The 26,684-nt window shown below is 66.7% G+C and carries 25 protein-coding genes; 12 read left to right on the top strand and 13 right to left on the bottom strand.

The features are described 5' to 3' along the window. Positions 1-32: 32 nt before the first annotated feature. Complete coding sequence (locus KUV82_RS01565; RefSeq protein WP_219955161.1) at positions 33-257, bottom strand: hypothetical protein; 225 nt, start codon at positions 255-257, stop codon at positions 33-35. A 63-nt stretch (positions 258-320) separates the two neighbouring features. Next, the gene (gene murA, locus KUV82_RS01560; protein WP_219955160.1) at positions 321-1,604 is read right to left on the bottom strand and encodes a UDP-N-acetylglucosamine 1-carboxyvinyltransferase; all 1,284 of its coding nucleotides are present in this window, start codon (positions 1,602-1,604) and stop codon (positions 321-323) included. Positions 1,605-1,727: 123 nt separating this feature from the next. Between murA and galU the strand changes: the two genes are divergently transcribed. Further along, on the top strand, positions 1,728-2,618 hold the full coding sequence (gene galU, locus KUV82_RS01555; RefSeq protein WP_219955159.1) for a UTP--glucose-1-phosphate uridylyltransferase GalU: 891 nt from the start codon (positions 1,728-1,730) through the stop codon (positions 2,616-2,618). Positions 2,619-2,678: 60 nt separating this feature from the next. Here galU and KUV82_RS01550 read toward each other — a convergent pair whose 3' ends face one another. The 8 genes from KUV82_RS01550 to glnE form a co-directional block, all read right to left on the bottom strand. After that, positions 2,679-4,427: a flotillin family protein gene (locus KUV82_RS01550; protein ID WP_258319796.1), complete on the bottom strand. Its 1,749-nt coding sequence runs from the start codon at positions 4,425-4,427 to the stop codon at positions 2,679-2,681. 15 nt (positions 4,428-4,442) lie between these two features. Beyond that, positions 4,443-5,081 carry an OB-fold-containig protein gene (locus tag KUV82_RS01545; protein WP_219955158.1) on the bottom strand — a complete coding sequence of 213 codons (639 nt, stop codon included), beginning with the start codon at positions 5,079-5,081 and terminating at the stop codon, positions 4,443-4,445. A 199-nt stretch (positions 5,082-5,280) separates the two neighbouring features. Then, positions 5,281-6,582 carry a cytochrome P450 gene (locus KUV82_RS01540; RefSeq protein WP_219955157.1) on the bottom strand — a complete coding sequence of 434 codons (1,302 nt, stop codon included), beginning with the start codon at positions 6,580-6,582 and terminating at the stop codon, positions 5,281-5,283. Beyond that, complete coding sequence (locus tag KUV82_RS01535) at positions 6,582-8,123, bottom strand: acyl-CoA synthetase (protein WP_219955156.1); 1,542 nt, start codon at positions 8,121-8,123, stop codon at positions 6,582-6,584. The genes KUV82_RS01540 and KUV82_RS01535 overlap by 1 nt, the downstream gene beginning before the upstream one ends. A 152-nt stretch (positions 8,124-8,275) precedes the next feature. Continuing rightward, complete coding sequence (locus KUV82_RS01530) at positions 8,276-8,959, bottom strand: M23 family metallopeptidase (protein WP_219955155.1); 684 nt, start codon at positions 8,957-8,959, stop codon at positions 8,276-8,278. Positions 8,960-9,098: 139 nt separating this feature from the next. After that, positions 9,099-9,899 (bottom strand): ferritin-like domain-containing protein, encoded by an 801-nt coding sequence (locus tag KUV82_RS01525; protein WP_219955154.1) that lies wholly within the window; start codon positions 9,897-9,899, stop codon positions 9,099-9,101. Next, a complete protein-coding gene (locus tag KUV82_RS01520; protein ID WP_219955153.1) occupies positions 9,896-10,369 on the bottom strand; it encodes a peroxiredoxin in 474 nt (157 codons plus the stop codon). The genes KUV82_RS01525 and KUV82_RS01520 overlap by 4 nt, the downstream gene beginning before the upstream one ends. Next, complete coding sequence (gene glnE, locus KUV82_RS01515) at positions 10,366-13,047, bottom strand: bifunctional [glutamate--ammonia ligase]-adenylyl-L-tyrosine phosphorylase/[glutamate--ammonia-ligase] adenylyltransferase (RefSeq protein ID WP_219955152.1); 2,682 nt, start codon at positions 13,045-13,047, stop codon at positions 10,366-10,368. The genes KUV82_RS01520 and glnE overlap by 4 nt, the downstream gene beginning before the upstream one ends. Positions 13,048-13,153: 106 nt before the next feature. Between glnE and KUV82_RS01510 the strand changes: the two genes are divergently transcribed. Genes KUV82_RS01510 through KUV82_RS14190 form a run of 3 tightly spaced genes read left to right on the top strand, consistent with a single transcriptional unit; the run spans position 13,154 to position 16,036 of the window. Then, positions 13,154-14,857 carry a M28 family metallopeptidase gene (locus KUV82_RS01510; RefSeq protein WP_219955151.1) on the top strand — a complete coding sequence of 568 codons (1,704 nt, stop codon included), beginning with the start codon at positions 13,154-13,156 and terminating at the stop codon, positions 14,855-14,857. 23 nt (positions 14,858-14,880) lie between these two features. Continuing rightward, the gene (locus KUV82_RS01505) at positions 14,881-15,873 is read left to right on the top strand and encodes an agmatine deiminase family protein (protein ID WP_219955150.1); all 993 of its coding nucleotides are present in this window, start codon (positions 14,881-14,883) and stop codon (positions 15,871-15,873) included. Positions 15,874-15,907: 34 nt separating this feature from the next. Further along, positions 15,908-16,036 carry a hypothetical protein gene (locus KUV82_RS14190; RefSeq protein WP_258319795.1) on the top strand — a complete coding sequence of 43 codons (129 nt, stop codon included), beginning with the start codon at positions 15,908-15,910 and terminating at the stop codon, positions 16,034-16,036. 4 nt (positions 16,037-16,040) lie between these two features. On the opposite strand, the gene KUV82_RS01500 is transcribed toward KUV82_RS14190, so the two are convergent. From KUV82_RS01500 to KUV82_RS01490, 3 genes are all read right to left on the bottom strand, one after another. Beyond that, entirely contained in the window at positions 16,041-16,784 is a 744-nt protein-coding gene (locus tag KUV82_RS01500) for a sulfite exporter TauE/SafE family protein (protein WP_219955149.1), read from the bottom strand. A gap of 19 nt (positions 16,785-16,803) precedes the next feature. Further along, positions 16,804-18,816 (bottom strand): threonine--tRNA ligase, encoded by a 2,013-nt coding sequence (thrS, locus tag KUV82_RS01495; protein ID WP_219955148.1) that lies wholly within the window; start codon positions 18,814-18,816, stop codon positions 16,804-16,806. Between the two features lie 229 nt (positions 18,817-19,045). After that, on the bottom strand, positions 19,046-20,713 hold the full coding sequence (locus KUV82_RS01490) for an alkaline phosphatase D family protein (protein WP_219955147.1): 1,668 nt from the start codon (positions 20,711-20,713) through the stop codon (positions 19,046-19,048). A 165-nt stretch (positions 20,714-20,878) separates the two neighbouring features. Here KUV82_RS01490 and KUV82_RS01485 point away from each other — a divergent pair, with 165 nt between their 5' ends. From KUV82_RS01485 to KUV82_RS01450, 8 genes are all read left to right on the top strand, one after another. Beyond that, positions 20,879-21,061 carry a hypothetical protein gene (locus KUV82_RS01485; protein WP_219955146.1) on the top strand — a complete coding sequence of 61 codons (183 nt, stop codon included), beginning with the start codon at positions 20,879-20,881 and terminating at the stop codon, positions 21,059-21,061. Then, positions 21,058-21,633: a hypothetical protein gene (locus KUV82_RS01480; protein ID WP_219955145.1), complete on the top strand. Its 576-nt coding sequence runs from the start codon at positions 21,058-21,060 to the stop codon at positions 21,631-21,633. The genes KUV82_RS01485 and KUV82_RS01480 overlap by 4 nt, the downstream gene beginning before the upstream one ends. Then, positions 21,630-21,824, top strand: a complete 195-nt coding sequence (locus tag KUV82_RS01475; protein ID WP_219955144.1) for a helix-turn-helix transcriptional regulator — start codon at positions 21,630-21,632, stop codon at positions 21,822-21,824. The genes KUV82_RS01480 and KUV82_RS01475 overlap by 4 nt, the downstream gene beginning before the upstream one ends. A 71-nt stretch (positions 21,825-21,895) precedes the next feature. Continuing rightward, the gene (locus KUV82_RS01470; RefSeq protein WP_258319794.1) at positions 21,896-22,987 is read left to right on the top strand and encodes a YjgN family protein; all 1,092 of its coding nucleotides are present in this window, start codon (positions 21,896-21,898) and stop codon (positions 22,985-22,987) included. Positions 22,988-22,991: 4 nt separating this feature from the next. Beyond that, positions 22,992-24,068 carry a M48 family metallopeptidase gene (locus KUV82_RS01465; protein WP_219955143.1) on the top strand — a complete coding sequence of 359 codons (1,077 nt, stop codon included), beginning with the start codon at positions 22,992-22,994 and terminating at the stop codon, positions 24,066-24,068. Between the two features lie 40 nt (positions 24,069-24,108). Next, the gene (locus tag KUV82_RS01460) at positions 24,109-24,852 is read left to right on the top strand and encodes an alpha/beta hydrolase (protein ID WP_219955142.1); all 744 of its coding nucleotides are present in this window, start codon (positions 24,109-24,111) and stop codon (positions 24,850-24,852) included. Next, entirely contained in the window at positions 24,849-25,694 is an 846-nt protein-coding gene (locus KUV82_RS01455; protein ID WP_219955141.1) for a tetratricopeptide repeat protein, read from the top strand. The genes KUV82_RS01460 and KUV82_RS01455 overlap by 4 nt, the downstream gene beginning before the upstream one ends. After that, on the top strand, positions 25,691-26,668 hold the full coding sequence (locus KUV82_RS01450) for an LLM class flavin-dependent oxidoreductase (protein ID WP_219955140.1): 978 nt from the start codon (positions 25,691-25,693) through the stop codon (positions 26,666-26,668). The genes KUV82_RS01455 and KUV82_RS01450 overlap by 4 nt, the downstream gene beginning before the upstream one ends. The last annotated feature ends 16 nt before the right edge of the window (positions 26,669-26,684 follow it).

Genomic DNA, 26,684 nt, shown 5'->3' with positions numbered 1-26,684 from the left:
CGCCCCTTGTTCGTTCTGCTGGCGCGCCGCGCTTAATACTTCGCGGTGGCGTCGCTTGCCGGATACGTCTCATCGAGCGCTTCGTCGGTCGCGCTCATAGGCGTGTGCGAGGTCGTCGAGGCGGCGCCCGCGTTACGGAACGCGCCTTCCGGTTCGCCATCGGCAAAGGCGACCCCGTTCTGGTCGACACGGTTCTTCTCGTAAAAACGGTATCCGGCATAGCCGACACCGGCCAATGCCAAGAGCTTGATAAGCATGGAAATAAACTCCTTCCTTTGCGACCCAACGGTTGGCGCGAAGGAAAGTGCCGGGCAAAATACCTAGTCGTCGCCGACCCGTTCTATGTCTGCGCCGACCAGCTGGAGCTTCTCCTCAAGCCGCTCATACCCGCGGTCGAGGTGGTAGAGGCGCCGCACGGTCGTCTCGCCCTTCGCCGCGAGGCCCGCGATCACCAGGCTCATCGAAGCGCGCAGGTCCGTGGCCATGACTTCGGCGCCGGTCAGCTCGACCGGGCCGCGCACGACCGCAGTGCGCCCCGTGGTTTCGATATCGGCGCCCATGCGCGCCAGTTCCGGCACGTGCATGAAGCGGTTCTCGAAGATCGTCTCCTTGAGCACGCTGGTGCCTTCCGCGCGGGTCAGCAGGCTCATCAGCTGGGCTTGCATGTCGGTGGCAAGGCCGGGGAAGGGCGCGGTGGTGAGGTTGTGGGCCTTCAGCGGACCGTCAGCGGCAACCGTAATGCCTTTCTTGTCGGTCTCGATCGTCACGCCAATGTTGCGCAGCGCGTGCAGGGTGGAACCCATGTCCCCCGCTTCCGCGCCTTCGAGGCGCACTTCGCCGCCGGTGATGGCGGCCGCACATGCGTAAGAGCCGGCCTCGATACGGTCGGGCATGACACGGTAGGTCGCCCCGTGCAGCTTGGGCACGCCATGGATGATGAGTTCGGACGAACCGATGCCCTCGATCTCGGCGCCCATGGCGACAAGGAGGTTGCACAGGTCAACGATTTCGGGCTCGCGCGCGGCGTTGCGCAGCACGCTGGTGCCGTTGCACAGCGTTGCGGTCATGACCGCGTTTTCCGTCGCGCCAACCGAAACGACAGGAAAGTCGAATTCCCCGCCCGGCAGGCCGCCGTCAGGCGCAGTGGCTTTCACATAACCCTGCGCCAGCTCGATATGCGCGCCGAAGGCTTCGAGCGCCTTCAGATGCAGGTCGATCGGACGGTTGCCGATCGCGCAGCCGCCCGGAAGCGATACGGTGGCCTCGCCCGTGCGCGCGAGCAGGGGGCCGAGCACGAGGATGGAAGCGCGCATCTTGCGCACCAGATCGTAGGGCGCGACCGAGCTGGTGATACGCATGGCTTCGAGCGTGACGTTGCGGCCGAATTCCTCCGGGCGCTTGCCGGGAATCGTGTGACTCACCCCGAACTGCGTCATCAGGTGCTGGAACCCGTCGATATCGGCAAGCCGCGGCAGGTTGCGCAGCGTCACCGCCTCTTCGGTCAGCAGCGCGCAGGGGATGAGCGTGAGGGCGGCGTTCTTGGCCCCGGAGATGGGAATCGTGCCCGAAAGGCGGTTGCCGCCGCGAATGATCAATTTGTCCATGTGTGTGCTTTACCCTCACGCGCCTTGCTGGCAAGCGTCACAACAGTGTCGCACCGCGCCGCCAAAGGCGTTTTGTCGAAATGTTCCTATGCGCCCAACCCGCAAAGCTGCACGTGAGCTCAGATGACCCAACATAAACCCATCAAGAAGGCCGTGTTTCCCGTAGCCGGCCTCGGCACCCGTTTTCTTCCTGCGACCAAGGCTATTCCGAAGGAATTGCTGCCCGTCGTCGACCGCCCGCTGATCCAGTACGCGGTGGACGAGGCGCGCGAAGCGGGGATCGAACAGATCATCTTCGTCACCGGCCGCGGCAAGACCGCGATCGTCGAACATTTCGACGTCGCGTTCGAGCTTGAGACCACGATGGGGGAGCGGGGCAAGGACCTGGGCGTGCTCGAACCCACCCGCGCCACGCCGGGCGACATCATCACCGTGCGCCAGCAGGTCCCGATGGGCCTCGGCCACGCGATCTGGTGCGCGCGCGCGATCGTCGGCGACGAACCCTTCGCCATCCTCCTGCCCGACGAGCTGATGATCGAGGCGAAGGGCGGCGGCACCGGCTGCATGAAGCAGATGGTCGAAGCCTATAACGAGGTCGGCGGCAACCTGATCTCGGTGCTCGAAGTGCCGGAAGAGGAAGTGTCGAGCTACGGCGTGATTGCGCCGGGCGAGACCAAGAGCGACACGCTCACCGAGGTAACCGGCCTGGTTGAGAAGCCGCCGGTGGCCGAAGCCCCGTCGAACAAGATCATTTCCGGCCGCTACATCCTGCAGCCCGAAGTCATGCGCGTGCTGGAAGACCAGGAAAAGGGCGCTGGCGGCGAGATCCAGCTGACCGACGCCATGGCCAAGATGATCGGCAACCAGGCCTTCCACGCGGTCACCTTTGCCGGCCGCCGTTTCGACTGCGGCAGCAAGACCGGCTTCGTGGAAGCCACGCTCGCCCTCGCGCTCGAACGCGAGGACATGGGCGAGGAAGTCCGCGCGATCGCCCAGCGCCTGCTGAGCGAATAGGCACGAAAAAGGGGGCGCCGCAGCGCCCCCTTCCCGTTTCAGCACGATGGCTGAGCGGCGTCAGGCCGCCGGCGCATCGTCCGTCTTTGCCTCGCCTTTGCCCGTGGGGGCAGTAGCTTCGGCTTCGGCTTCCTCGACCTGCTCGGCAATATCCTCGAGCACTTCGGCAAGCCGCGGCGCGGTTTCGGCCGCAGCCGGACCTTTGACGAGGCTGTCGAGCGAGGAGCCGTCGAGGCCCAGCTCTTTCATCAGCCCGTCGAGCACCGGAGCCTGCGCGCGGTAGGCAAGCGCGGCGCTGACGGCATCGCTGGCGAGGTTGCCCGAGCCGCCGGCAGAGGCCGGTGCGCCCGCGCTGCCGCCGCCCTGCGTAAGCCCGTCGACCTGGACGATCTTGATCGAATCGATCGCTTCCATGGGCTTCGCGCTTTCGCGGATGACCTCGGGCAGGACCTTCAGGAGCGCCATCTTGGTCTGCAGGCTGATCTGGTCCGACGACAGGATGTTCGCTGCCTCGTTGATCGCCTGCTGACCGGCAGCCTCGACCTCGAAGCGGACACGGGCAGCTTCGGCCCGCAGCTTCTCGGCCTCGGCCTCACCCTGGGCTTCCAAACGCAGGGCCTCGGCGCGGTTGGAGGCCGCTTCCTTTTCGGCCTGGGCTTCGACCTTCACGCCGATCGCGTCGCGCTCTGCCTGCTTCGAAGCCTCGATCAGCTCGATGCGCTTCATACGCTCGGCAATCTCGGTCTCGCGGCTGGTCGAGACCTGCTCTTCGGCAGCAACGGCCTTGGCGCGGGCCTCGTCGGCTTCCGCCTTGGCCTGGCTTTCCTCGCGGCTCTTGTTCTGGACCGCGATCTGCTGCTCCTGACGGGCGATCTCGAGCGCACGCTGCTGGTCGATCCGAGCCTCTTCGACGAGACGGTCGGCTTCGATCTGCTGAGCATCGACCTGCTTCTTCGCCTCGATCCGGGCGGCATCCGCCTCGCGGGTCCGCTCCGCCTGTTCGCGGGCGATTTCCGAGCTCTGCGCGGCACGCCGCACTTCGACCTCGCGTTCCTGGGCGAGGCGCGCGTATTCCTTGTCGCGCGAGATTTCGAAACTGCGAGCATCGGCCTCGAGGTTCTTCGTCTCCATCTGCACGCGCGTGTCCTGCTCGATGTCGTTGCGCAGTTTCTTGCGCGCCTCGATCTGCTCGGTCAGCTTGGTGAGACCTTCGGCGTCGAAGGCGTTGTTGGCGTTGAAGTGCTCGATGCTGGTCTGGTCGAGACCGGTCAGCGAGACCGATTCCAGCTCCAGGCCGTTCATGGCGAGGTCGTTGGACGAGACCTGCTGCACCTTCTGGACGAAGTCGGCACGCTGCTCGTGTAGCTCGTTCATCGTCATGCCGGCCGCGACCGAGCGCAGCGCGTCGACGAACTTGCCTTCGACGAGGTCCTTGAGCATTTCCGGCTGCATCGTGCGCTGGCCGAGCGTCTGCGCGGCCATGGCGATGGCTTCGCCGTCGGGCTTCACGCGGACGTAGAATTCCGCCTTCACGTCGATCCGCAGGCGGTCGAGCGTGATGAGCGCTTCCCCGTCACGGCGCACGACGCTGAGCACCAGCGTGTTCATGTTGACCGGCATGGTTTCGTGGAACACCGGCAGGACCAGCGCACCGCCGTTCATGACGACCTTCTCGCCGCCGACCCCGGTCCGCACGAAGGCGATTTCCTTCGAGGCGCGGCGATAGAGGCGCGTCAGCGTGAAGGCGATGATGAGGAAGAGGGCGAATCCGCCGCCACCCCAGATGACAATGTCGGGTAGGTTTTCCATGGCTTCTCCTTGTTGTTATTCGGTGGGGGACAGGCGGCGTTCAGCCAGCGCTGTCGCGTAAAAAAGGTCGCCTTCGCGGCGTACGAGCAGGACATCGTCGCCTGCGTGGAGCTCGGCCGAGGCCTCATGCGGTTCGACCATCACGTAATGGGCGTGCCCATGCGCATCGCGCACCCGGGCCCGCGCGGGCGAGGCGGCGCGTGCCACCCCGTCGGTAATCGTGGCGCGGCGGCCGACAAGGCTTGCCGTGGAGACCGCCGTGGTCTCGTCTTGCGGCAGGATCGCACCGAGCGGGCGCACCAGCGCGCCGGTAACCGGCAGCGCCGCGCCGCCGGCCAGGACGCTTGCCAGGAGGGCGTGCAGCGGGCCACCGGTCAGGCTTTCGGCAAGAGCCTGCCCGCTCACGCCGATCGCGGCGAAAAGCAGCAGGTAGACCGCCAGCCAGATGGTGTACGGGACGCGGCCGATGCCGAGCAGGGAGAACAGCCCGTCGAGCGGACCCGCGGCAAGGCCATCCTTGCCATCGGCGTCGAGATCGACATCCGCATCCCCGCCCAGCGCATCGGCAAGGCCGATGGCCTGCACGATGGCCAGCAGCACCATGACCAGCAGCGCAGCTGCGAAGGGCATGTTGTGCGGTTCGAAAATGGTCATGTTTGCCCCCTCTCTCAGGCGCAGGACTTTACGCTCTCGCCTGCGGGGCGAAAGCCTATCGTCCTACTGTTGTAGTCATGTCATTCACCTAGCAGAAAGGCGCCCGATTTGCCAGAACAATCGGAAAACATCGTGCCGATTTTTCCCGCGATCACGGGGGTTTGGTTAATTCAGCCCCGCTGAAGGCGCGAGCCTCCGATCAGGCCGGTTTCACCCGCAGGGGGAGCGCTTTCAGGCCGCCGACGAAGGTCGATTTGGAGCGTGCCGGCTCCCCCGCCAGCTCGACGCTGTCGATCCGGTCGAGCAGCGTTTCGAACAGGATGCGCATTTCCAGCCGGGCAAGGTGGAGGCCGAGGCACTGGTGGGCACCTGCCCCGAAGGCGAGATGGCGGTTGGGGCTGCGCGCCGCGTCGAACCGGCGCGGATCGTCGAAATGCGCCGGATCGTGGTTAGCCGCGACATAGTTCATCATCAGCCAGTCGCCCTTGGCAATCGGCTGCCCGCCGACCTCGGTGTCTTCCGCCGCAGTGCGCATGAAGTGCTGCACCGGCGTCGTCCAGCGGATCGCCTCTTCCACGATGCCCGGCAGGAGCGAGCGGTCCGCCTTGACCTTGGCCCATTGCTCCGGGTCTTGCGCCAGCGCGAGCATGGCGCCGGCCGTGCTGGCGCTGGTCGTGTCGTGCCCGGCGGCGGCGAGGATGATGTAATAGCCCATCATGTCGCGGTCGTTCAAAGGCTCGCCGTCGATCACCGCATTGGCAATGGTGCTGGCAACATCGCCGGTCGGGTTCGCGCGGCGCTCGGCGGTGAGCTTGGCGAAATAGGCCTCGAAATCGGCGACTGCGCCCGCCACGAGCTGGGTGATCGCCTCGGGCGGCAAGTCCTTGATGCCCGACTGGTTGAGGTCTTCATCCGAGCCGCCGAACAGCTGCTGGGTAAGCATCAGCATGCGCGGCTCGTCTTCCTCGGGCACGCCCATGATCTGCATCACCACATGCAGCGGATAGGGCGCGCTGACGGTCTTGACGAAATCGACCTCCTCGCCCGCTTCGAGCAGGCGGTCGACTGCCGCACTGGCGATGCCGCGAATCTCGTCCTCGACCGTGCGCAGGTTCTTGGGCATGAACCATTCCTGCGTCAGCTTGCGGTATTTCATGTGGATCGGCCCGTCGAAGGTGACGAGGCTGGCGACCATGTGCTCGCTGCCGCCGGTCATCGCCTTGGCGAATTCGATCCCCTCGGTCAGGCTGAAGACGACCGTGTGCGGGTTGTTGAGGAAGGTCGCGTTGTCCTTCGACATGCGCATGACATCGTCATAGCGCGTGACCAGCCAGAAGGGCGGGTGGACGAGATCGTCCTCCGGCTCGACCCAGGCCACGGGTTTCTCTTCGCGCAGCCGGTCGAAGGTATCTAGGATGCCGTCCCACTGGGCGTAGCTTTCCGGGTCGATCACGGCGCGGGCGGTGGCCGGATCAAGGCGCGGCTTGTCCTGCGTCGCCATCACGCGGTCTCCTTCGCCATGCGCTCATACTCGTCGCGCAGCTCGCGCTTGTAGAGCTTGCCATTGGCCTCACGCGGCAGATCGGGTCGGAAGTCGAACAGCTTTGGCATCTTGATCTTGGCAAGGCTCGGCGCGAGGAAATCGCGCAGCTCGGCCTCGAGCGCCTCGCCCGCCTCGCCCATGTCCATCGGTTGCACGACCGCCACGACCTTCTCGCCGAAATCGGGACACGGCGCGCCGATCACGGCGGCGTCCATCACCTTGTCATGCGTGACGAGAAGGTTCTCGATCTCCTGCGGGTAGATGTTCACCCCGCCAGAGATGATCATGTGGCTCTTGCGGTCGGTGAGGAAGAGATAGCCGTCCTCATCCAGGTGGCCGATATCGCCCAGGGTCATCCAGCCCTTGGGATGCATCGCATCGGCGGTCTTTTCCGGATCGTTGTGATAGGTCGGTATGAGGTCGTTTTCGAAGAACAGCAGGCCATCGGTCCCGGCGGGCAGTTCCTTGCCCTCCTCGTCGCAGACGTGGATCTTGCCATAGATCGCCTTGCCGACGGAGCCGGGGTGCTCGAGCCAGTCCTCGCTCTTGATCATCGTCATGCCGATACCTTCGGACCCGGCGTAATATTCGATGATGATCGGCCCCCACCATTCGATCATCTCGCGCTTGATCGGCACCGGGCAGGGCGCGGCGGCGTGGATCGCGCGCTGGTGGGTCGAAAGGTCGTATTTCGTGCGCACGGCGGGGTCGAGCTTGAGCATGCGCACGAAGTGTGTCGGCACCCACTGGCTGTCGGTCACGCCGTACTTCTCGATAGCGGCCAGCGCCTGTTCCGGATCGAACTTTTCGATCACGATCACGGTTCCGCCCAGCCGGTGGACGGTGGTGCACCAGGCCAGCGGCGCGGCGTGGTAGAGCGGCGCGGGCGAGAGATAGACCATGCTGCCGTCGGTCGGCCAGCCGGCGCCCATCACGGCAAGGCCGGTGAGCGGCGTAGCCTGCTGCACGTCGGGATCGGTCGGCGGCGCGGGGCGCACGCCCTTGGGGCGGCCGGTCGTGCCGGAGGAGTAGAGCATGTACTGGCCGGGCTGCTGGTCGGCGATGGCCTCCGCCGGCTGCGCATCCAGCGCTGCTTCGAAATCCTCCTCGCCCTCGCCACCGACGATCAGCTGCGGGAGGTCCGGGCATTCGCTGCGGATGCCGTCGAGCACCTCGCCGGCAAAATAGGTCGAGGTAAGGAGCAGCTTCGCATCGCTGTCCTGGAGGATGTAGCAGATCTCAGGTGCGGTCAGCCGGGTCGAGATCGGCACCATCATGATACCGCAACGCTGCGCGCCCCATACGAGCGGCAGATAGTGCCGGTTGTTCTCCATCAGGATCGCGACGTGATCGCCCTGGCCGAGACCCCGTGCACGCACCAGCTGTGCAAAGCGGTTCGCATAGGCGTCCAGCTCGCCATAGGTCATCGTCTCGCCGCTGCCGGCCATGATGATCGCGGGATGGTCGGGGCGCGTCTGCGCGTGGGTGATGGGGTGCATCGTGTCTCTCTCCTTGCCGTCGGTCCGTCGTTTTCGCGGACTCATCCGGTTGCGCAAAGAAACCTACCCAACCCATTGCTGCGGGCAAGAAAAAAGGCGGCGGGATCTGCTCCCGCCGCCTGTTTTCGCGACATACGCTGTTGGACGTGCGATTATTCGTCGTCGCCGCCGCCCTGGCCGCCGGTGCCGGTGGCGAGTGCGAAGGCGCGCTGGGCTTCCGATTCGACCATGTAGGGGATCGGGTTCACGGCCTTGCCGTTGATGCGGACTTCGTAATGGAGGTGCGGGCCGGTCGAACGCCCGGTCGAGCCGACGTAGCCGATGAGGTCGCCCTTTTCGACACGCTCGCCAGCCTCGACCGTGATGCGCGACATGTGCGCGAAGCGGGTCTGGAGGTTCGCGCCGTGTTCGATCGAGACATACTTGCCGTAGCTCGAGAACCACTGCGCCTTGCTGACATAGCCGTCGGCGGTGGCGTAGATCGGGGTACCGGTCGGGGCAGCAAGGTCGACGCCCTTGTGGCTGCGGCGACCGCCGAGAACCGGGTGGGTGCGCATGCCGTAGTCGCTGGTCAGGCGGGCATCGTCGAGCGGCATGCGCGACGGCACGGAAACCTGCGTGGCGGCCGGGGTCGAGCGGTCGAGCTCGTCCCACTTGGCGAACAGCTGCTGGAACTGCGCGTCGTTGCCGGTTTCTTCGGTGGTGGCGACCGTGCTCAGGTCAATGGCACCGACCGCAACGGCGGTGTTGGTGTCCTGCGCCTGCACCGGAGCGGCGGCGATACCGAGAGCGGCTGCAGCCGAAACGATGGCAAGCTTGGTGAGCTTGGTAATCATGCTAACCCGTCCAATTGGCGCTGTTCCGCGCCTTTCGATCCCTGGCAAATCGACGGTCCCGCGCCGTTTCGCCTTAATTTTTGTCACTGCCGGAACCCCCCGGCGTTGCGTGAGTTTGGGTTATGGGTGAAAAAGTTAATCAGGCAATAGGCGCGTAGAAGTCTCGCGGCAGGCCGCCTGCCAAACGCGCTGAGTCGTTGAACGGCCCTTTCAACCCTCCCGAAAAATGATTTTCGACAAGATTTCGCCACGTTTCCCGTGGGTTATCGCCGCGTTTCGCGCAAATGGCGTGAAAATGCTTGGAGCCGGCGGCGACGTGCCGGATTTCGTCGTCAAGGATTCGTTTGAGAATTTTCGCCCCGTTTTCATCACCTTGCGCCTGCACCCGCTCCAGCGTTGCCGGCGTGACGTCGAGACCGCGCGCTTCCAGAACCATGGGAACGATCCCAAGACGAGCTGCGACGTCGCCTGCGGTGTCCTGAGCCGCGCTCCACAGCCCGTCGTGCGCAGGCAACGCTCCGTAGGACGAACCGAGCGAATCGAGTTTGCGGGCGATCAGCGCGAAATGCATCGCCTCGTCGGCGGCGACCTGGAGGAAGTCCGATACGAACTCCTCTCCCATCGCCTCTCCGAACCGCCCGGCCATGTCGAGCGCGAGGTCGATGGCGACGAATTCGATATGCGCGAGCGCGTGCCACAACGCGATCCGGTTGCGCTCGGACCCCATCTTGCCGCGCTTGGGCATGTCTCGCGGAGGCAGCAGCTCCAGCTCCTCGGGCCAGGCCGGCCGGTCCGGCATGGCGACGTCGAAGGTGAAGCCAAGCCGCCCCAGCCGCCAGTCACGCGCGACCTGTCGCGCGGCGAAGACCTTCGCGGTTGCCTCCCCGGTCAGCAGCGCCGCGCGAATGGCCGTAGCGAGACTCCGATGCTCTGGCGTCATGCGGCGCGGGCGGCCTCGAGCACCTCTTCGGCGTGGCCCTTGACCTTCACCTTGGGCCAGACGCGCAGGATCGTGCCATCGGCGCCGATCAGGTAAGTCGAGCGGACCATGCCCATGAAGGTCTTGCCGTACATCTTCTTTTCCGCCCACACGCCGAGCTCGTCGGACAGGCCACCCTCTTCCGCGTCGGTCGCGAGGTCGACCGTGAGGTCGTGCTTGGCGATGAAGTTCTGGTGCTTCTTGGCCGAATCCTTGCTGACGCCAAGCAGGTAGGTGCCAGCGGCCTCGAAATCGGCCTTCATCGCTGTGAAGTCCTTGGCTTCGGTGGTGCACCCCGGCGTGTTGTCCTTGGGATAGAAGAAGATCACCGCCTTCTTGCCCGCAAGGTCCGCCTTGGTCACCGTGCCGCCATCGGGCGTTTCCATCGAGAAATCGGGAAAGGCGTCGCCTTCGCCATAGGTCGTGCTCATTGGTTTATCTCCAGCGTCTCACCAAACACATCCTGCCATACCGCCGCGACGTCAGTGCGAGCTGCGCCCAGCCGTTCGATCAGGCAGGGGTAATCCTCGCACCCGCTCTGCCGCGCCAGCAGCAGGGCGGCGGCGGGGTTAGGGCGCTCAAGGTCGGGCGCGAGAAGCCGCGTACCGACCAGCAGCCGCGTCATCAAGCCATGCGCATCGGCCATGGCCTGCGGAAGGCGTCCGGCTGCCACCAGCGCAGCAAGGGCCTCGCCCAGATCCGGCGTCAGCGCTTCGTGGTCGCGCAGCTGGAGCAGGTGGACGATGAACTCGATATCGACGAGCCCGCCGCGCAACAGCTTGGCGTCGAGCGGCCCCTTGGGCTGCTTGTGCGCTGCCATCTCGCTGCGCATCTTCAACGCGTCGACGCGCAGCGTATCGGGGTCGCGATCGCAGTGCAGGATTGACGTCACGACCGCATCGACCTCGCTTTTCGCCGCATCGCTCGCCACCAGCACGCGCGCCCGGGTGAGCGCCATGTGCTCCCAGGTCCAGGCGTCTTCGCGCTGGTAGCGGGCGAAGCTCTCGACGCTCACAGCGAGCGGGCCCTGGTTGCCCTGAGGCCGCAGCCTTGTGTCCACTTCATAGAGCGCGCCCTGTGCGGTCGGCACGCTGAGCGCGGCAGTGACCCGCTGGGCGAGGCGGTTGAAGTAGAGCGTCGCACCAAGCGGGCGCGGCCCGTCGGATTCGCCCTCGTGCGTGCCGGTAAACAGGTAGATGATGTCGAGGTCCGACGCGTGGGTCAGCACGCCGCCGCCCAGTCGTCCGAGGCCGAGGATGACCAGCTCGCTGCCCTCGATCCGCCCGTGCTTGGCGGCGAACTCCTCCTCTGCCGCCTCCAGCGCGACCTGCATCGCCGCCTCCGCCGTGCGCGAGAGGCCGCCGGCGATCGCCAGCGGGTCGTGCGCGGCCTCGATCAGCTGGACGCCCAGCGCAAAGCGCGTCTCGCCGGTGACGACGCGTAGCCGGTCGAGGCGCATCTCGTAATCGTCGCCGCGCTCGCGCTGGGCCATGAGCGCGGCCAGCTCCTCGACACTGCCGGGCAGGTCGAGCGCCGTACGATCGATCAGCGCATCGAGCAGTTCGGGACGCCGCGCCAGCTCGTCGGCCAGCGGCGGGGCGAGGGTGAGACAATCGGCGAGCAGGGCGAAGAGCCCGGGGCGCGCCTCGAGCAGGCGGAACAGGTTTATCGCGCTGGGCAGGCGCGCCAGCAGGCTTTCCCAGCGCACCGCCGCGGCCTGCGGATCGGGCGATGCCGCGAGCGAGGCGACAAGGTCGGGCCGGATCGCCTCGAAGGCGCCAAGCGCCGCAGCGCTGCGCAAGGCAGGGTACTGCCCCTGCGTCCAGTCGGCCACGCGCGCGGCGAGCTCGGCCGGCACTTCGGGCGCTGCGTCATCCTCCACCACAACATGCGGTGCGCTCTTGGGGACCGAGACCCGGTCCTCGTCGAGCAGCGCGTCGAAACGCTCGGCCACGGGGCGGGCGAGCTCCGCCACATGCGCGGTCAGCGCGTCGCCATCGACCAGCCCGTGCAACCGCGCCGCCGCGTCGAGCGCCTCGCCAGCAGGCAACGTGTGCGTCTGCTGGTCGCCCACCATCTGCAGGCGGTGTTCGATCACGCGCAGGCCGTCGTAGCTTTCGCCCAACTCACGCGCGCAATCGGCCGAGATACGGCCCGTCTCGGCCAGCGCATCAAGCGCAGCGCGTGTGCCCCGCACCCGCAGGACGGGATCGCGCCCGCCATGGATAAGCTGGTGCGTCTGGGCGAAGAACTCGACCTCCCGAATGCCGCCGCGGCCGAGTTTCAGATTGTAGCCGGGCTGCGGCACGCCGGGCCCTTGCTGCTGGTCGCGGATGCGGTGCGTCAGGCGGCGGATCTCGTCGATTGCCCCGAAATCGAGACTGCGGCGCCAGACGAAGGGGCGGATATGGTCGAGGAAGGCCTCGCCCGCAGCGATGTCGCCGGCGCACGCCCGCGCGCGGATATAGGCCGCGCGCTCCCACGCCAGCGCCGAGCTTTCGTAATGGGTGATCGCCGCATCCAGCGGGATGGCCAGCGGGCTGACCTCCGATGCTGGCCGCAGCCGCAGGTCGACGCGAAAGACGTAGCCTTCGCTTGTCACCTCCGACAGCATGCGGACCACTTCGCGCGCATAGCGCTGGGCCGCCTCGCCCGGTTCGTCGCGCTCGCGCCGGGGCAGCGTTTCAGGATCGTAGAGCAGGATCGGGTCAATATCGGAAGAGTAGTTCAATTCGCCCGCCCCGTGCTTGCCGAGCGCCAGCCCGATGAAGCCATCGGGCGCGGCATCGGGCACCCGCCGCGCGACCGCAGCGGCCATCGCCGCGTGCAGCGCGCGGTCGGCGAAGGTCGACAGCTCGCGCATCACTTTCGCAAGGTCGAATGCACCGGCGAGGTCCCCGATCGCCAGCACCAGCGCAAGGCTGAGGCGCTGGCGGCGCAGGGCGGTTGCCGTATCGCCTTCGGGCAGGTCCTTCGCCCGGAGCAGCGCGGCCTCGCCTTCTCCTGCGGCCAGCAGCTCGGCAAGCTCGCCGCGCCGCTCCAGCGCGCGGGCCAGGAAGGGCGCGTTTTCGCGGGCGCGGGTGAGGGCAGAGGACCAGTCGGCAGCCATGGCGCATCCCCTGCCGCCCGCGAGCCGCGCGCGCAAGCTTGCCCTTCGCCGCCACCCGCGCCTAGAAGCGCTCGCACAACAGCAATCCCACGAGAGGACCCTCCCGATGAAACGCCTCGCACTAGCCGCCCTTCCGGCGCTGCTGCTCACCGCCTGCCAGGACCTCGGCTCGGCCGGGGGCGGCGCGGATGCGCTCGACCTGCCCGATGTCGCCGACGGCACCATCTCCGAAGAGACCATGAAGCGTGTGACCGAGCGCCTCGCCTCCGACGAATTCGAAGGCCGCGCGCCGGGCACCGAAGGCGGGGCGAAGACGATCGCCTACCTGATCGAGGAGTTCGAGAAGGCGGGCCTTTCGCCAGGCAACAACGGCAGCTGGGTGCAGGACGTGCCGCTGGTAGAGATCACCGGCAAGGAGTTTGCCCCGCTGACCATCGCAGGCGCCGAGACCGGGGACATCGAGCTCGCCTATTCGACCGACTGGGTCGGCGTGACCTACCGCGAGGAAGTGCAGACCTCGCTTGAGGACAGCGAGCTGGTCTTTGTCGGCTACGGCGTCAACGCGCCCGAGCGCGGCTGGAACGACTACGAAGGCCTCGACATGACCGGCAAGACCGCGGTCATCCTGGTCAACGATCCCGACTACGGCACCGAAACCCTCGAAGGCCCGTTCAACGGCAAGGCGATGACCTATTACGGCCGCTGGACCTACAAGTTCGAGGAAGCCGGCCGCCAGGGCGCGGCGGGCGCCATCATCATCCATGACACCGAACCGGCCAGTTACGGCTGGAACGTCGTCGAGAGCAGCTGGTCGGGCCCGCAGGCCTACGCCTCGCGCGGGGACAACCCGCCGCCGATGACGCAGGTCAACGGCTGGATGCAGAAGGAAAAGGCACGCGAAGTTCTGGCCGCCGCCGGCCAGGATCTCGACGCGCTTATGGCCGCTGCGCGCGAAAAGGATTTCGAAGCCGTGCCGCTGGGCCTCACCGCCTCGACCAGTTTTCGCAACGACATCCGCACCTTCGCCTCGAAGAACGTGATTGGCATCCTCGAAGGCAGCGAACGTCCGGACGAATACGTCCTCCACACCGCGCACTGGGATCATCTCGGCCGCTGCACCCCGGCACCCGATGGCGACGATATCTGCAACGGCGCGGTCGACAACGCGACCGGCACCGCCGCTCTGGTCGCCCTTGGCGCGGCGCATGCGGAAGCCGGTCCTGCGGCCCGCACGCTGGTGTTCCTCGCGGTCACCGCCGAAGAATCGGGCCTGCTGGGCGCCGACTATTACGCCGCCAACCCCGTCTTCCCGCTCAACCAGACGGTCGGCGGTATCAACATGGATGCCTTCCTGATGGCGGGCGCGGCGAAAGACGTGACTGTTGTAGGCCCGGGCAAGTCGCAGCTGGACCTGTTCCTCGACAAGGCGCTGATGAACGATGACCGTGTCACCACGCCCAACCCGAACCCGGAAGCGGGCTATTACTACCGCTCGGACCACTTCGCCTTCGCCAAGCGCGGCGTGCCAATGCTCTATCTCGACGGCGGCGAAGACCTCGTCGAGGGCGGCACCGAAGCCGGTGCGGCGGTCGCGAAGGACTATCGCGACAACCGCTACCACGGGCCCAAGGACGAATACGATCCGAACTGGGACTGGTCGGGCGTGATGGCCGACCTTGCGCTGTTCTACCGCATCGGCCGCATGCTCGCCGACAGCACCAGCTGGCCCAACTGGGTCGAGGGTGACGAGTTCAAGGGCACCCGCGATGCGAACTGCGCCGAAGACGGCGCAGGCTGCGCCCCCGCCTGACGCGTAAGACGGAGAGCCGATCCATGGCCTTCATGATGCCGCCCGAATGGGCGCCGCAGGACTGGCTGTGGATCGGCTTCCCGCACGACGCGGACGAATGGCCCGAGGTCCTGCCCCGGGCGCAGGAGCAGATCGCCGCTTTCGCCAACGCGGTCGCCGAGAGCGGGCAGGAGGTCCGCCTGCTGGTCCGCGACGCCGCCAATGAAGCGCGCGCTCGGCAACTTGTCACCGGGGCCGTGAAACTCGAACGGCGGACCTATGGCGATGTGTGGCTGCGCGACACCGGGCCGCTGGTGCTCTGCGATGAAGAGGGCAACCGCTCTGCCCAGCGCTTCGGCTTCAACGGCTGGGGCGGAAAATATCTGATGGAAGGCGACCAGACCGTCGGGGCCGAGCTGGCGCAGGACGCGGGCCTGCCGCTGGAGGTCGCCGACTGGATCCTTGAAGGCGGGGCGATCGACGGCGATGGCACCGGCCTTGTCGTCACCACCGAGCAGTGTCTCCTCAACCCGAACCGCAACCCGCAGCTCTCGCGCGAGGAGATCGAACAGCGTCTCATGCGCGACCTCGGCTTCACCCGCGTGCTGTGGCTCGGCGATGGGCTCATCAACGACCACACCGACGGCCATGTCGACAATCTCGGCCGCTTCATCGCCGCGAACACGCTGTGCCTCCCGCGCGCGACCGGCGCGAACGATCCCAACGCCGAAATCTACGTCGATGCGAAACGCCGGGCGCAGGAAGCGGGCGTGGCGGTGAAGGAGATACCTTCCCCCGGCCTCGTCACCAGCGGCGACTACGTGGAACCCGCAAGCTACGCCAATTTTGCGATCACCAGCCATCTCGTCGTGGTGCCGACCTTCGGCAGCCCGCACGATGCGGACGGGGTGGCGGCCATTGCCGAGCTCTTCCCCGACCGCGCCACCGTGGGCCTTCCCGGCGACGCGGTGCTGGCCGGCGGCGGCGGTTTCCACTGCGCAAGCCAGCAAATGCCCGCCGCCGGGTGGAAGCCTTAACGCTTCGTTAGGGATTGCAGCCGAGAATGGGCGCATGGCCAAAGCTATCGCTCTTGCTCGCACTCATGTCGCCCCGCTGCCGGTGGCCGACATCGCCCGTGCGCTGATCGTGAGCGGCTGCGGCCTCGCGCTGGTCCTTGCCGGACCGGTCCTGCCCTTCTAATTTCCTAGACCAGTCGCACCAGCGCCGCGAGCGCCGCTCCGCCGAGGATGACGCCCACGGCCGCGCGCCAGAGCGTGTCGCCGATCTTGCCTGACGAGAGGTCGCCCAGCCGGTTGCCGATCAGCACGGCGGGAAACAGCAGCGCGGCAAGCAGCGGCAAGCGCCAGGCAAGCAGGCCGAGCGCCGCGCCCGACACCAGCCCCGCAAACGACGCGATCGTGAAGATCAGCATCATCGAGGTCTTGGCCGTTTCGCGCGGGATATCGCGGCCCACGTAATAAGGCACGACCGGCGGGCCGGGCATGCCCGCATAGCCGGTCATCAGCCCGCTCAGCACGCCCACCCCGCCTGTGGCAACCGCGCCCGGCTCGGCGCCCGACCGCTTGGGCAGCAGGACAGCAAGGAAGGCCGACAGCGCGATCATCGCGATCAGGAAGCGGGCAAGGTCCGCGCTCGTGACCGACAGGCCGTAAAGGCCGAGCGGGGTGAACAGCACGACCAGCCCGGCGATCCGCCAGGCGGTTTTCTCAGCCCCGCGAACAAGCCGCTTCGCTTCGGAAAGGCCGATGAAAAGCGACAGGAAGTTTGCCAGCAAGACGGCTTCCACCGGCGGCAGCGCGAGCGCGAGGATCGGCACCAGCAGGATCGCCATGCCGAACCCCGTGAGCCCGCGAACATAGGCCGAGCCGAGCGCCGCGACGAGCGCCGCCCCGATTTGCCAGGGTGCATAGGCCGCCAGCAGCTCCACCGACCGACCTCAGCCCTTTCTAGCGCAGGTCGGGCGGCGTGGCGGCGTCGCGGATCATGGCGATGGCCTCGTCGAGGCTCATCACCCGCTGCTCCTTCTCGCCCAGCGTGCGTACGGCGACGGTGCCTTCCTCGGCCTCGCGCTTGCCGACGACCAGCAGGTGCGGAACCTTGGCGAGGCTGTGTTCGCGCACCTTGTAGTTGATCTTCTCGTTCCTGAGATCGCTGCCGACACGGATGCCCGCCGCTTCCAGCTTGGCGACCGCTTCCTTGGCGTAATCGTCCGCGTCCGAAACGATGGTCGCAACCACCGCCTGCGTCGGGGCGAGCCACACCGGAAGGCGCCCGGCGAAGTGTTCGATCAGGATGCCGATGAAGCGCTCGTAGGAACCGAAGATCGCGCGGTGCAGCATCACCGGACGGTGCTTCTCGCCGTCTTCACCGACATAGCTTGCATCGAGCCGTTCGGGCAGGACGCGGTCGCCCTGGATCGTACCGACCTGCCAGGTGCGGCCGATCGCATCGGTGAGGTGCCATTCGAGCTTGGGTGCGTAGAAAGCGCCCTCGCCTTCCAGTTCTTCCCAGCCGAACTCCTCGCTCATCATGCCGGCTTCTTCGACCGCGTCGCGCAGCTCCTGTTCGGCCTTGTCCCAGTCCGCGTCCGAGCCCAGGCGCTTTTCGGGGCGCAGGGCGAGCTTGATCGCGAAACTGAAGCCGAAGTCCTTGTAGACCTCCGCTGCGAGGCGGCAGAAGGCGCGAACTTCCTCGACCACCTGAGCCTCGGTGCAGAAGATATGCGCATCGTCCTGCGTGAACTGGCGCACGCGCATCAGGCCGTGGAGCGCGCCATGCGGTTCGTTGCGGTGGCAGCAGCCCATTTCGCCCAGCCGGATCGGCAGGTCGCGGTAGGAGGTGATGCCCTGCTTGAAGACCAGCACATGGGCCGGGCAGTTCATCGGCTTGATCGCCATCCAGTCGGCATCGGCTGCGACCGTGGGTGAGGCAGCGCCGTCGCTCTCTTCATCGACCTCCGGCACCATGTCGGGCACGGCGAACATGTTTTCCGCATATTTGCCCCAGTGACCGGACTGCTCCCACTGGCGCACGTCCATCAGCTGCGGCGTCTTGATCTCGCGGTAGCCCGCGCCGTCCATCTTGCGGCGCATATAGGCTTCCAGCTCGCGCCAGATGCGGTAGCCCTTGGGGTGCCAGAAGACGCTGCCGTGGGCTTCTTCCTGCAGGTGGAAGAGGTCCATCTCGCGGCCCAGCTTGCGGTGGTCCCGCTTGGCGGCCTCTTCCAGCCGCATGAGGTGGGCATTGAGCTGCTTCTTGTTGAGCCAGCCCGTGCCGTAGATGCGCGTGAGCTGCGCATTCTTCTGGTCGCCGCGCCAGTAGGCACCGGCGACGCGCATCAGCTTGAAGGCCTGCGGATCGAGCTTGCCGGTCGAGGCAAGGTGCGGGCCGCGGCACATGTCGAGCCAGTCTTCGCCCGACCAGTAAACCGTCAGCTCTTCGTCCTCGGGCAATTCCTTGGCCCATTCGGCCTTGAACACTTCGCCTTCGGCTTCCCACTTGTCGATCAGCTGCTGGCGGCTCCACACTTCGCGGCGCAGCGGCTTGTCGGCCTTGATGATCTCGCGCATCTTTTCCTCGATCGCGGGGAGATCGTCCATGCTGAACGGCTCGCGCGTCTCGGGCGCTTTCACATCGTAGTAGAAGCCATCGTCCGTCGCCGGGCCGAAGGTGATCTGCGTGCCCGGCCACAGCGCCTGCACCGCTTCTGCGAGCACATGCGCAAAGTCGTGGCGCGCGAGTTCGAGCGCGTCCTCCTCGTCGCGGCTCGTCACCAGCGCGAGCTCTGCATCGCCTTCGAAGGGGCGGTTGATATCGCGCAGTTCGCCGTTCACGCGCGCGGCGATTGCCGCCTTGGCGAGGCCGGGGCCGATAGCGGCAGCGACATCTCCGGGTGTGCTGCCGGGCTCCATTTCGCGCACCGAACCGTCGGGCAGGCTGATCTTCAGAAGTTCCGTCATCGTCTCTTACCGTTGCTTGTCCGCGCCCATGACACAGGGGAGCGCGGCATTGAAGCGGCGTTTGGAAGAATTTCGATTTCGGGAGGAAACGCCGACCGCCCGAAACCGGGCGGCGGAGCGTCGCGTCAGATCGCGACCGCCCGCCCCCGGAAGCCCGGGGTGGTGGTAGTCGTGGTCGTGATGCGCGCTTGCGTCATGCGCCACCAGATAGCGCTGAGGAGTTAACTTCTCAACCCATCGTCAGCTGGCGGCTGCCTGCCAGGGTGGTGACCCGCTTCGTGTCGCTGACCTTCGCGCCTTTCTCGCGCACGCTCGAGAGGAAGCGATACTCGCACGAAGCGCTGCCGGGGGTCAGCTCGACCACCATGTAGCCGCGGCGCGAACCGTCCATCCATTTGAGCTGGCGATTGTACTCTACTGTCGCGCGTTCGACCCAGTCGGTCGGAATGTGCGAGATGTAGCTTTCCAGCCCCGGCGAGGTGACGCCCTGAACACCAAACTCGACGCCGACCTTTTCGCCCTCGTGATCGAGGTCGAAGGCCCAGGCGTTGTGGGTGTCGCCCGCCAGGCTGATGAGGCTGGCGCCCGCTTCGAGCGAGGCTTTGAACACCCGCTCGCGCGCAGCCGGATAGCCGTCCCATGCGTCCATATTGAGCGGGAGGCCGGCACGGCTCGCCATCGCGCCCGCGATAATGCGCTGGCGGATATAGTCCGGCAGGTCGCCCGGCAGCCCTTCGGTCAGCGTCGGCGCGGTCGAGAGATTGCCCATCAGCACCTGCTGGACAAGCACTTGCCACGGCTTGCCTGCGGCTGCCGAGCGGCGCAGCCCGTCAGACAGCCAGGCTTGCTGTTTCATGCCGAGCAGTTGGCGTTCCGCGCTGCGATAGTCGCCTTCGCGGAACGCGACGAGCGCGGCCATCGCCTCTTCGGCCGAGGTCTTGCCCGAGAGGATATCGCCGTAGGAAAACTGCTCCGCGCGCGCTTCGAGGCGCGTTTCGAGGCGGAAGAGCGTGGCCAGATCGCCGATTTCATAGGCCGCCCAGGGTTCGTCGGAAACCGGCATCCACTCGCGGTAGGCTTTCATGGCGGCGGCCTTGCGGACCGACCATTCGCCTTCGCTGTCACTCTGGTGGTTCTGCGCGCCGCCTTCCCACGAATCGTTGGCGCTTTCGTGGTCGTCCCAGCCCGAGATCATCGGGAACAGCTGGTGCAGGCGGCGCAGGTCGGGATCGGCGCGGTAAGTGGCGTAGCGTTCGCGGTAGTCGGCGAGGCTCACGACCTCGCGCGCGGGGAACAGCACGCGGCCGGGTTCGGCCTCGGCGTTCGAGGGATAGGTGCCAGGCCCGTATTCGTAGAAATAGTCGCCCAGATGCAGCGCGCAGTCGAACCCGCCATCCGCAGCGGCATCGGCGTAGGCGTTGAACCAGCCGAAGCCGATGTTCGAGCAGGAGAAGGCCGCCATGCGGAATTTCTCCGTGGCGCCCGCCGGAAGGGTCTTGGTGCGCCCGACGTCCGAGATCGAGCCATCCGGGGCGACGAAGCGGTAGTAGTACCAGGTGCCCGGCGACAGGCCCTCGGCCTTCGCCTTCGCGCACCAGTCGTTCTCGGGGCGAGCAGTGGCCGTGCCGCCCGCCTCGGGAGACGAGAAATCGAGCGAACGCGAGACTTCGAACGCAAGCGCGGTGTCCTGCCCGGCCACGAAGCGAGTCCACAGCAGCACGCCGTCGGCCGCGGGCTCGCCGCTTGCGACACCATGCGTGAAGCCCGCAGCGCCCGCGCCGATCTGCGCCGAAAGCGGCGCCCCGGCAAGACTCGCGCCGAGCAGCCCTCCTTTCAGCAGGGTGCGGCGGTCGAGTGCGGGAACGCGGGTTTCGGCGGGCGGCTCGGTAGCGAACATGGGGGCAGGTCTCCTCTCTCGGATGCATGCCTGCGCCCGATGACGGGCTGGTGACAAGCGAATTCCTCAAGACGGAAAGCACACACGACCATTTGACAAGCACGCTTGACAATAGGTGCGAATCATGTCAATTACCCTTTACATCAAAGCAAGGGAGCTTGACCAATGGAACGTCTTATCACCAGCGCTGGCTTCGCCGCCGCCATGATCCTCACCGCCCTGGGCGTTGCCAACGGCACCGTCGATGCCGAAGCCGGACAGGCCATGATGGTCATCCTGCCTGCCGTCGCCGTCGCGACGCTGCGTCCCGCCAAATGCGCCAAGTCGCTGAAGGCACTCTGCTCGTGAGCGGCGACACGGAGGCAAGAGGAGGCCGGTCGCAGGGCTTCTGGGTCGGCCTCTATCTTGCGAGCGTCGCCATTATCGGAGCGCTGAAGCTCACGGGGGCAATCGAAAGCCCCTTCGGCTTCATCCTCCTCGCAGTGGCAACCGGAGCGATGATCGTGCCGATGCGCCGCGCCGGGGCCTGCACCAGCCCGGCCATGGCGACCTACAACCGGCGCGTGCTGGTCAGCACCTTCGGCTATGTCCTCGGCCTCGGCATCGCGGTTACGCTGTGGAACAGCTACACGCTCTCCACGCCGGTGGTCTTCGTCATTTCGCTTCTGCCCACCCTGCCGACCTTCGGCGTGATATGGGCCATGGGCCGCTATCTCGCCGACGAGCAGGACGAATATCTGCGCCACCGCACCATCATGGCCGCGCTCGTCGCGCTCGGCTTCGTGCTGGCGCTGGGCATCTTCTGGGGCTTCCTCGAAATGTTCGAACTGGTCCCGCACGTCTGGGCCTGGTGGGTCCTGCCCGTCTGGGCGATCGGCCTTGGCGCGGCCCAGCTGTGGCAGAAGGTGCGCGGCGCATGAAGAACCGCCTCAAGGTCCTTCGCGCCGAACGCGACTGGAGCCAGCAGGATCTCGCCACGCGGCTCGAGGTGTCCCGCCAGAGCGTGAACGCGATCGAGACGGGGCGCTACGACCCCTCCCTGCCGCTCGCCTTCCGCATCGCCGATGTATTCGGCCTCACCATCGAAGAGATCTTCCAGCGGGAAGACTAGCTTCGCCCCGATTGACACCGCCTCTTCGATCCCCGACCAAGCGGGCAAGGGATCGAAGGGGTTTTTCTTTTATGGACGGGTCGCACGACATGGAGGGCGCTGACAGCGCTTTCGCTTTTGAAGGAACGTGGCAGGAATTCGCGAAGATCGCGCTGCCCAACTTGCTGCTCACGATTGTTACCTTGGGCATTTACCGCTTCTGGGCCACCGCGCGCGAACGGCGCTATTTGTGGTCGCGCTCGCGCTTCGTCGACGAGCACCTCGAATGGGCGGGCACCGGCAAGGAGCTGTTCTTCGGCTTCGTGATGGTCTTCGTGCTGTTCGGCCTGCCCTATTTCTTCCTCACCTTCGCCGCGCAGGCGCTGATCGCGCGCGGCTACGAGGAGATCGGCGTCGCGCTCAGCATGCTCGCGGCGCTGGCCATCTTCTACCTGCTGGGCGTCGCGCGGTTCCGCGGCCTGCGCTACCGCCTTTCGCGCACGCGCTGGCGCGGCATTCGCGGCGGCAGCGATTCCGCCGGCTTCCTGTTCGGCCTCTCCTACATGTGGAAGACCGTGGTCGGCTGGCTCCCGCTCGGCCTTGCCATCCCCTGGTCGATTACGAGCCTGTGGAACGAACGCTGGTCGAAGATGAGCTTCGGGCCCTTTGCTTTCGAATCCCATGCGGAATCGGGAAATGTCTTTGCCCGATTCCTCCTCTTCTACCTCTCGCCCCTCGTGCTGTTCGTCGGCGGCTTGTTCATGGCCGGGATGGGCATGCTGGCCGGATACGGCGTCGGCGGCGAGGATGGCATGGCCATTGGAGGCGCCATCGGCATCATCGGGCTGATCCTGTTTTTCTACCTTGGCCTCGGCCTCATCGCGGTGGCCTTCTACGCCAAGTTCTACCGCGAGGTGGTCGGAGCCACGAGCTGGAAGGACCTGCAGTTCAGCTTTGAGGCCTCCTCGATGGACTGGGTAAAGCTGCTGATCGGCGATGCCCTGCTGGTCGTCTTCACGTTCGGCATCGGCTTCGTCTTCCTGTCCTACCGGCACTGGAAGTTCTTCATGACCCATCTCGAGGCGAGCGGCGAAATCCTGCTCGACGAGCTGACTCAGTCGCAGACGACGATGGCCAAGCACGGCGAAGGCCTGCTCGACGCCTTCGACATGGGCGCGATCTAGGCCGATGGACGAGGCGTTTCGCATTGCGGCGCAGTGGTACGATGGCACCAACGCCATCCGCCATACGGGCGAACTGGCGTGGGACGGCCGCGAGACGCTGACACTCGACGCGCCGAGTTCGCAGGAGACCTTCGCCGCTAGCGACCTGCGCTATGGCGAAAACCGGCCCGGGCAGCATGTCTACCACCGCGAAAGCCTGCCCGATTTTCGCCTGATGCTTGCCGATGAACTGCCGGCCGGCCTCGCGTCGAAACTGCCGGCGAAAAGCGTGTACGGCGGATGGATCGACCGGGTGGGCCTGGGCAAGGCCGCTGCCGGTTTCGCCGTGGTCAGCGCGGCCGCGGTCGCGCTGTTCCTGACCGCGCCCGACTGGCTCGGCCCGCGCATCCCCGACAGCTGGGAGCGCAACATCGGCGAAGCGATGGTCGGCGATCTGGGAAACCGGGTGTGCCACACCCCCGCAGGCGATGCCGCGCTCACCAAGTTGCTCGCCAAGGTCGATCCGGCCGAGGTGAAGGTCCGGGCCGGGGTCGCCAATATGGGCATGGTCAACGCCGTTGCCCTGCCCGGCGGGCAGGTGCTGCTGTTCGACGGCCTCGTCCAGCAAGCCGAAAGCCCCGAAGAGCTGGCCGGCGTGCTGGGGCACGAGGTGGGCCACGTGCGTGAACGCCACGTGATGACCGCGCTGATCCGGCAGTTCGGCCTTTCGATCCTGCTCGCCGGCGCCGATTCGGGCGTGACCAACAGCCTCTTCGGCCTCGCCTCGATGGGCTATTCGCGCGAAGCCGAGCGCGAGGCCGATGCCTTCGCCCGCGCACGCATGGAAGAAAGCGATATCTCTCCGCTGGGCGCGGCGCGCTTCTTCGAGCGGCTGGCCGATGACAGCGGCGAGAGCGACGGCGCGCCTGCCGCGCTGGGCTGGCTGGCCAGCCACCCGGCCTCCGGCGAACGCGCCGAGGCCTTTCGCGAGGCCGCCGAAGAGGGCGAGGACTACACCCCCGTGCTAACCGCAGACGAGTTCGCCGCGCTCAAGTCGATGTGCGCGAACGATCCCGATGTGGAGGAGTTCGACTTCTTCTGAGCCTTGCAATCGCGCCGGGGGATGTGAAGAGCATGGCGGCATGAGCGACACCCAGTTTCACGCAATGCCCGATGGCCGGCGGATCGCCTTCCGCCACACACCCGGCACCGGCCCCACGCTGGTCTTCCTGCCAGGCTACATGTCCGACATGGCCGGCGGCAAGGCGAGCGCCGTCTTCGCCTGGGCCGAGGCGCGCGGCCAGGCCTGCCTGCTGCTCGACTATTCGGGCTGCGGCGAAAGCGACGGCGATTTCGCCGATGGCACGCTGTCAAAGTGGCGCGACGAGGTGCTGGCGCTGATCGCCTCGAAGACCGAGGGCGAGATCCTTGTCATCGGCTCCTCCATGGGCGGCTGGCTGATGCTGACCGTCGGCCTCGCGCTTGGGGATCGTCTTGCCGGGATCGTCGGCATCGCCTCGGCCCCCGATTTCACCGAGTGGGGCCGTTCCGAAGAGGACAAGCGTACGCTCGCGGCCGGCGAAACCGTGTACGACCCGAACCCCTACGGCCCCGAACCCACACCCATGCACCCTGGCTTCTTTGCCGATGGGCAGGCCCAGCTCCTGCTGACCGGCGAGATCGCGATCGACGCGCCGGTGCGGCTGATCCACGGGCAACGCGACGCTGATGTGCCATGGGACATCAGCATGCAGCTCGCCGATCGGCTGCGTTCGGGCGATGTACAGGTGACGCTGGTAAAGGACGGCGACCACCGGCTGTCGCGCGAGCAGGACATTGCGCTCCTGCTGCGCACACTGGAATCGCTGTCGAAAGGCCCCGAATGATTGCCTCCGCTCTCGCCCTGCTGATCATGCAGGTCGGCCCCAACCCCACGATCGACGCCTTCCCCGGCCTGCCTGAGGAACTGCGCGACCGGCCGCCGCGACCGGGGCAGGACACACCCGAAACCGCGCCCGCCCTGTCGCCCTCGGGCGAAAAGCTGGCCGAATGCGCCAATCGCTCGCGCACCGATCCGCAGGCAGCGCGCGACTACGCGCAGCGCTGGCGCGAAAGTGCCGATAGCCAGCTGGAACTCGCGCAGTCGGCGCATTGCCTGGGGTTGGCCTTCGTCCAGCAGGGCAGCTTCGTCGAGGCCCAGCGCGCCTTCGATATTGCCACCGACGATGTGCCCTTCGGCTATCCGGCCTACCAGGCGCGTCTCGCCGCCATGTCGGGCAACGCCGCCATGGCGCAGGGCAAGCCGGCGATTGCCGATATTGCCTTCACCCGCGCCGTGGGCCTCGCGACCGAGGCAGCCGATGCGCCGCTGCTGGCGAGCGTCTCGATCGACCGCGCCCGCGCGCTGGTGGCGCTGGACCGAACCGAGGACGCCGCGCTCGCCCTGTCGAACGCACGCGGCAACGATCCTGCGAATGCTACCGCCTGGCTGCTTTCGGCCACGCTTTCCCGGCGCCTGGAACGCTTCGACGAAGCACGCGAACAGATCGCCCAGGCCGCGCTGCTGGCGCCGCAGGACCCGGCCGTCGGGCTTGAAGCGGGCGTGATCGCCGCGCTTTCCGGGCGCGAGGACGAGGCACGCCGAAGCTTCGAATCGGTTGTGCTCGTCGCCCCGGACAGCGAAGAAGCCGCCAAGGCCCGCGGCTATCTGGAGCAGCTTCAATCGTGACCGATTTCTCCGTCCTCGACCTCGTCCCCGTGCGCGAAGGCGGAAGCCTCACCGAAGCCTTCGAGGCGGCGACCGCGCTGGCGAGGACGGCCGAGAAGGTGGGCTGCAAACGCTTCTGGGTGGCCGAGCATCACGCGATGGCGGGCATTGCGGGCGGCGCAGCCTCGGTCGTGCTGGCGCATATCGGCAACGCGACCTCGACGATCCGCATCGGGTCGGGCGGGATCATGCTGCCCAACCACACGCCGTTCCAGATTGCCGAGCAGTTCGGCACGCTCGACGCGCTGTTTCCAGGCCGCATCGACCTTGGCCTGGGCCGCGCGCCGGGGGCGGGGCCCGAACTGCAGCGCGCGCTGCGCAAGGACTTGCACCGCGCCGCCGAGATGTTCCCGCAGGACGTGGTCGAACTGATGGCGCTGATGAAGGGCGAGACGACCATCCATCCGACGCCCGGCCTTGGGGCGAAGCCCGAATTCTGGATGCTCGGATCGAGCCTGTTCGGCGCGCGCCTCGCCGCCGAGCTCGGCCTGCCCTACGCCTTCGCCAGCCACTTCGCGCCCGACCATCTCGACATGGCGCTGGAGCTTTACCGCCGCGATTTCCAGCCGTCCGAACAGTGCGAGAAGCCGCATGTGATGGCGGCCATGAACCTCTTCGTGGCCGACACCGCGGAAGAGGCCGAATACCTTGCGACCTCGCAATTGCAGGCCTTCGTCGCGCTGCGCACCGGCACGCCGGGCAAGCTGCCGCCTCCGGTGCGCGGCTATCGCGACCAGTTGCCCGCCCAGGCGCAGGCCATGCTCGCTCATATCGGCCAGGCCAGCGCCATCGGCACGCCGCAGGAGGCCGCCGAGGCGGTGAAAGCCTTCATCGCGCGGACCGGCGCCGACGAGATCATCTTCGGCGGAAGCGTCTTCGAGCCCGAAGCCCGCTGCCGCTCGCTCGAGCGCGCCATGGAAGCCCTGACAAGCTAGGCATGCCGTAACGGCA

It is taken from the genome of Qipengyuania flava (assembly GCF_019448255.1).
GTDB classification, from domain to species: Bacteria; Pseudomonadota; Alphaproteobacteria; order Sphingomonadales; family Sphingomonadaceae; genus Qipengyuania; species Qipengyuania flava_A.
The sequence above is the reverse complement of the archived record's forward strand: the minus strand, read 5'-3'. Positions and strand labels throughout refer to the sequence as shown.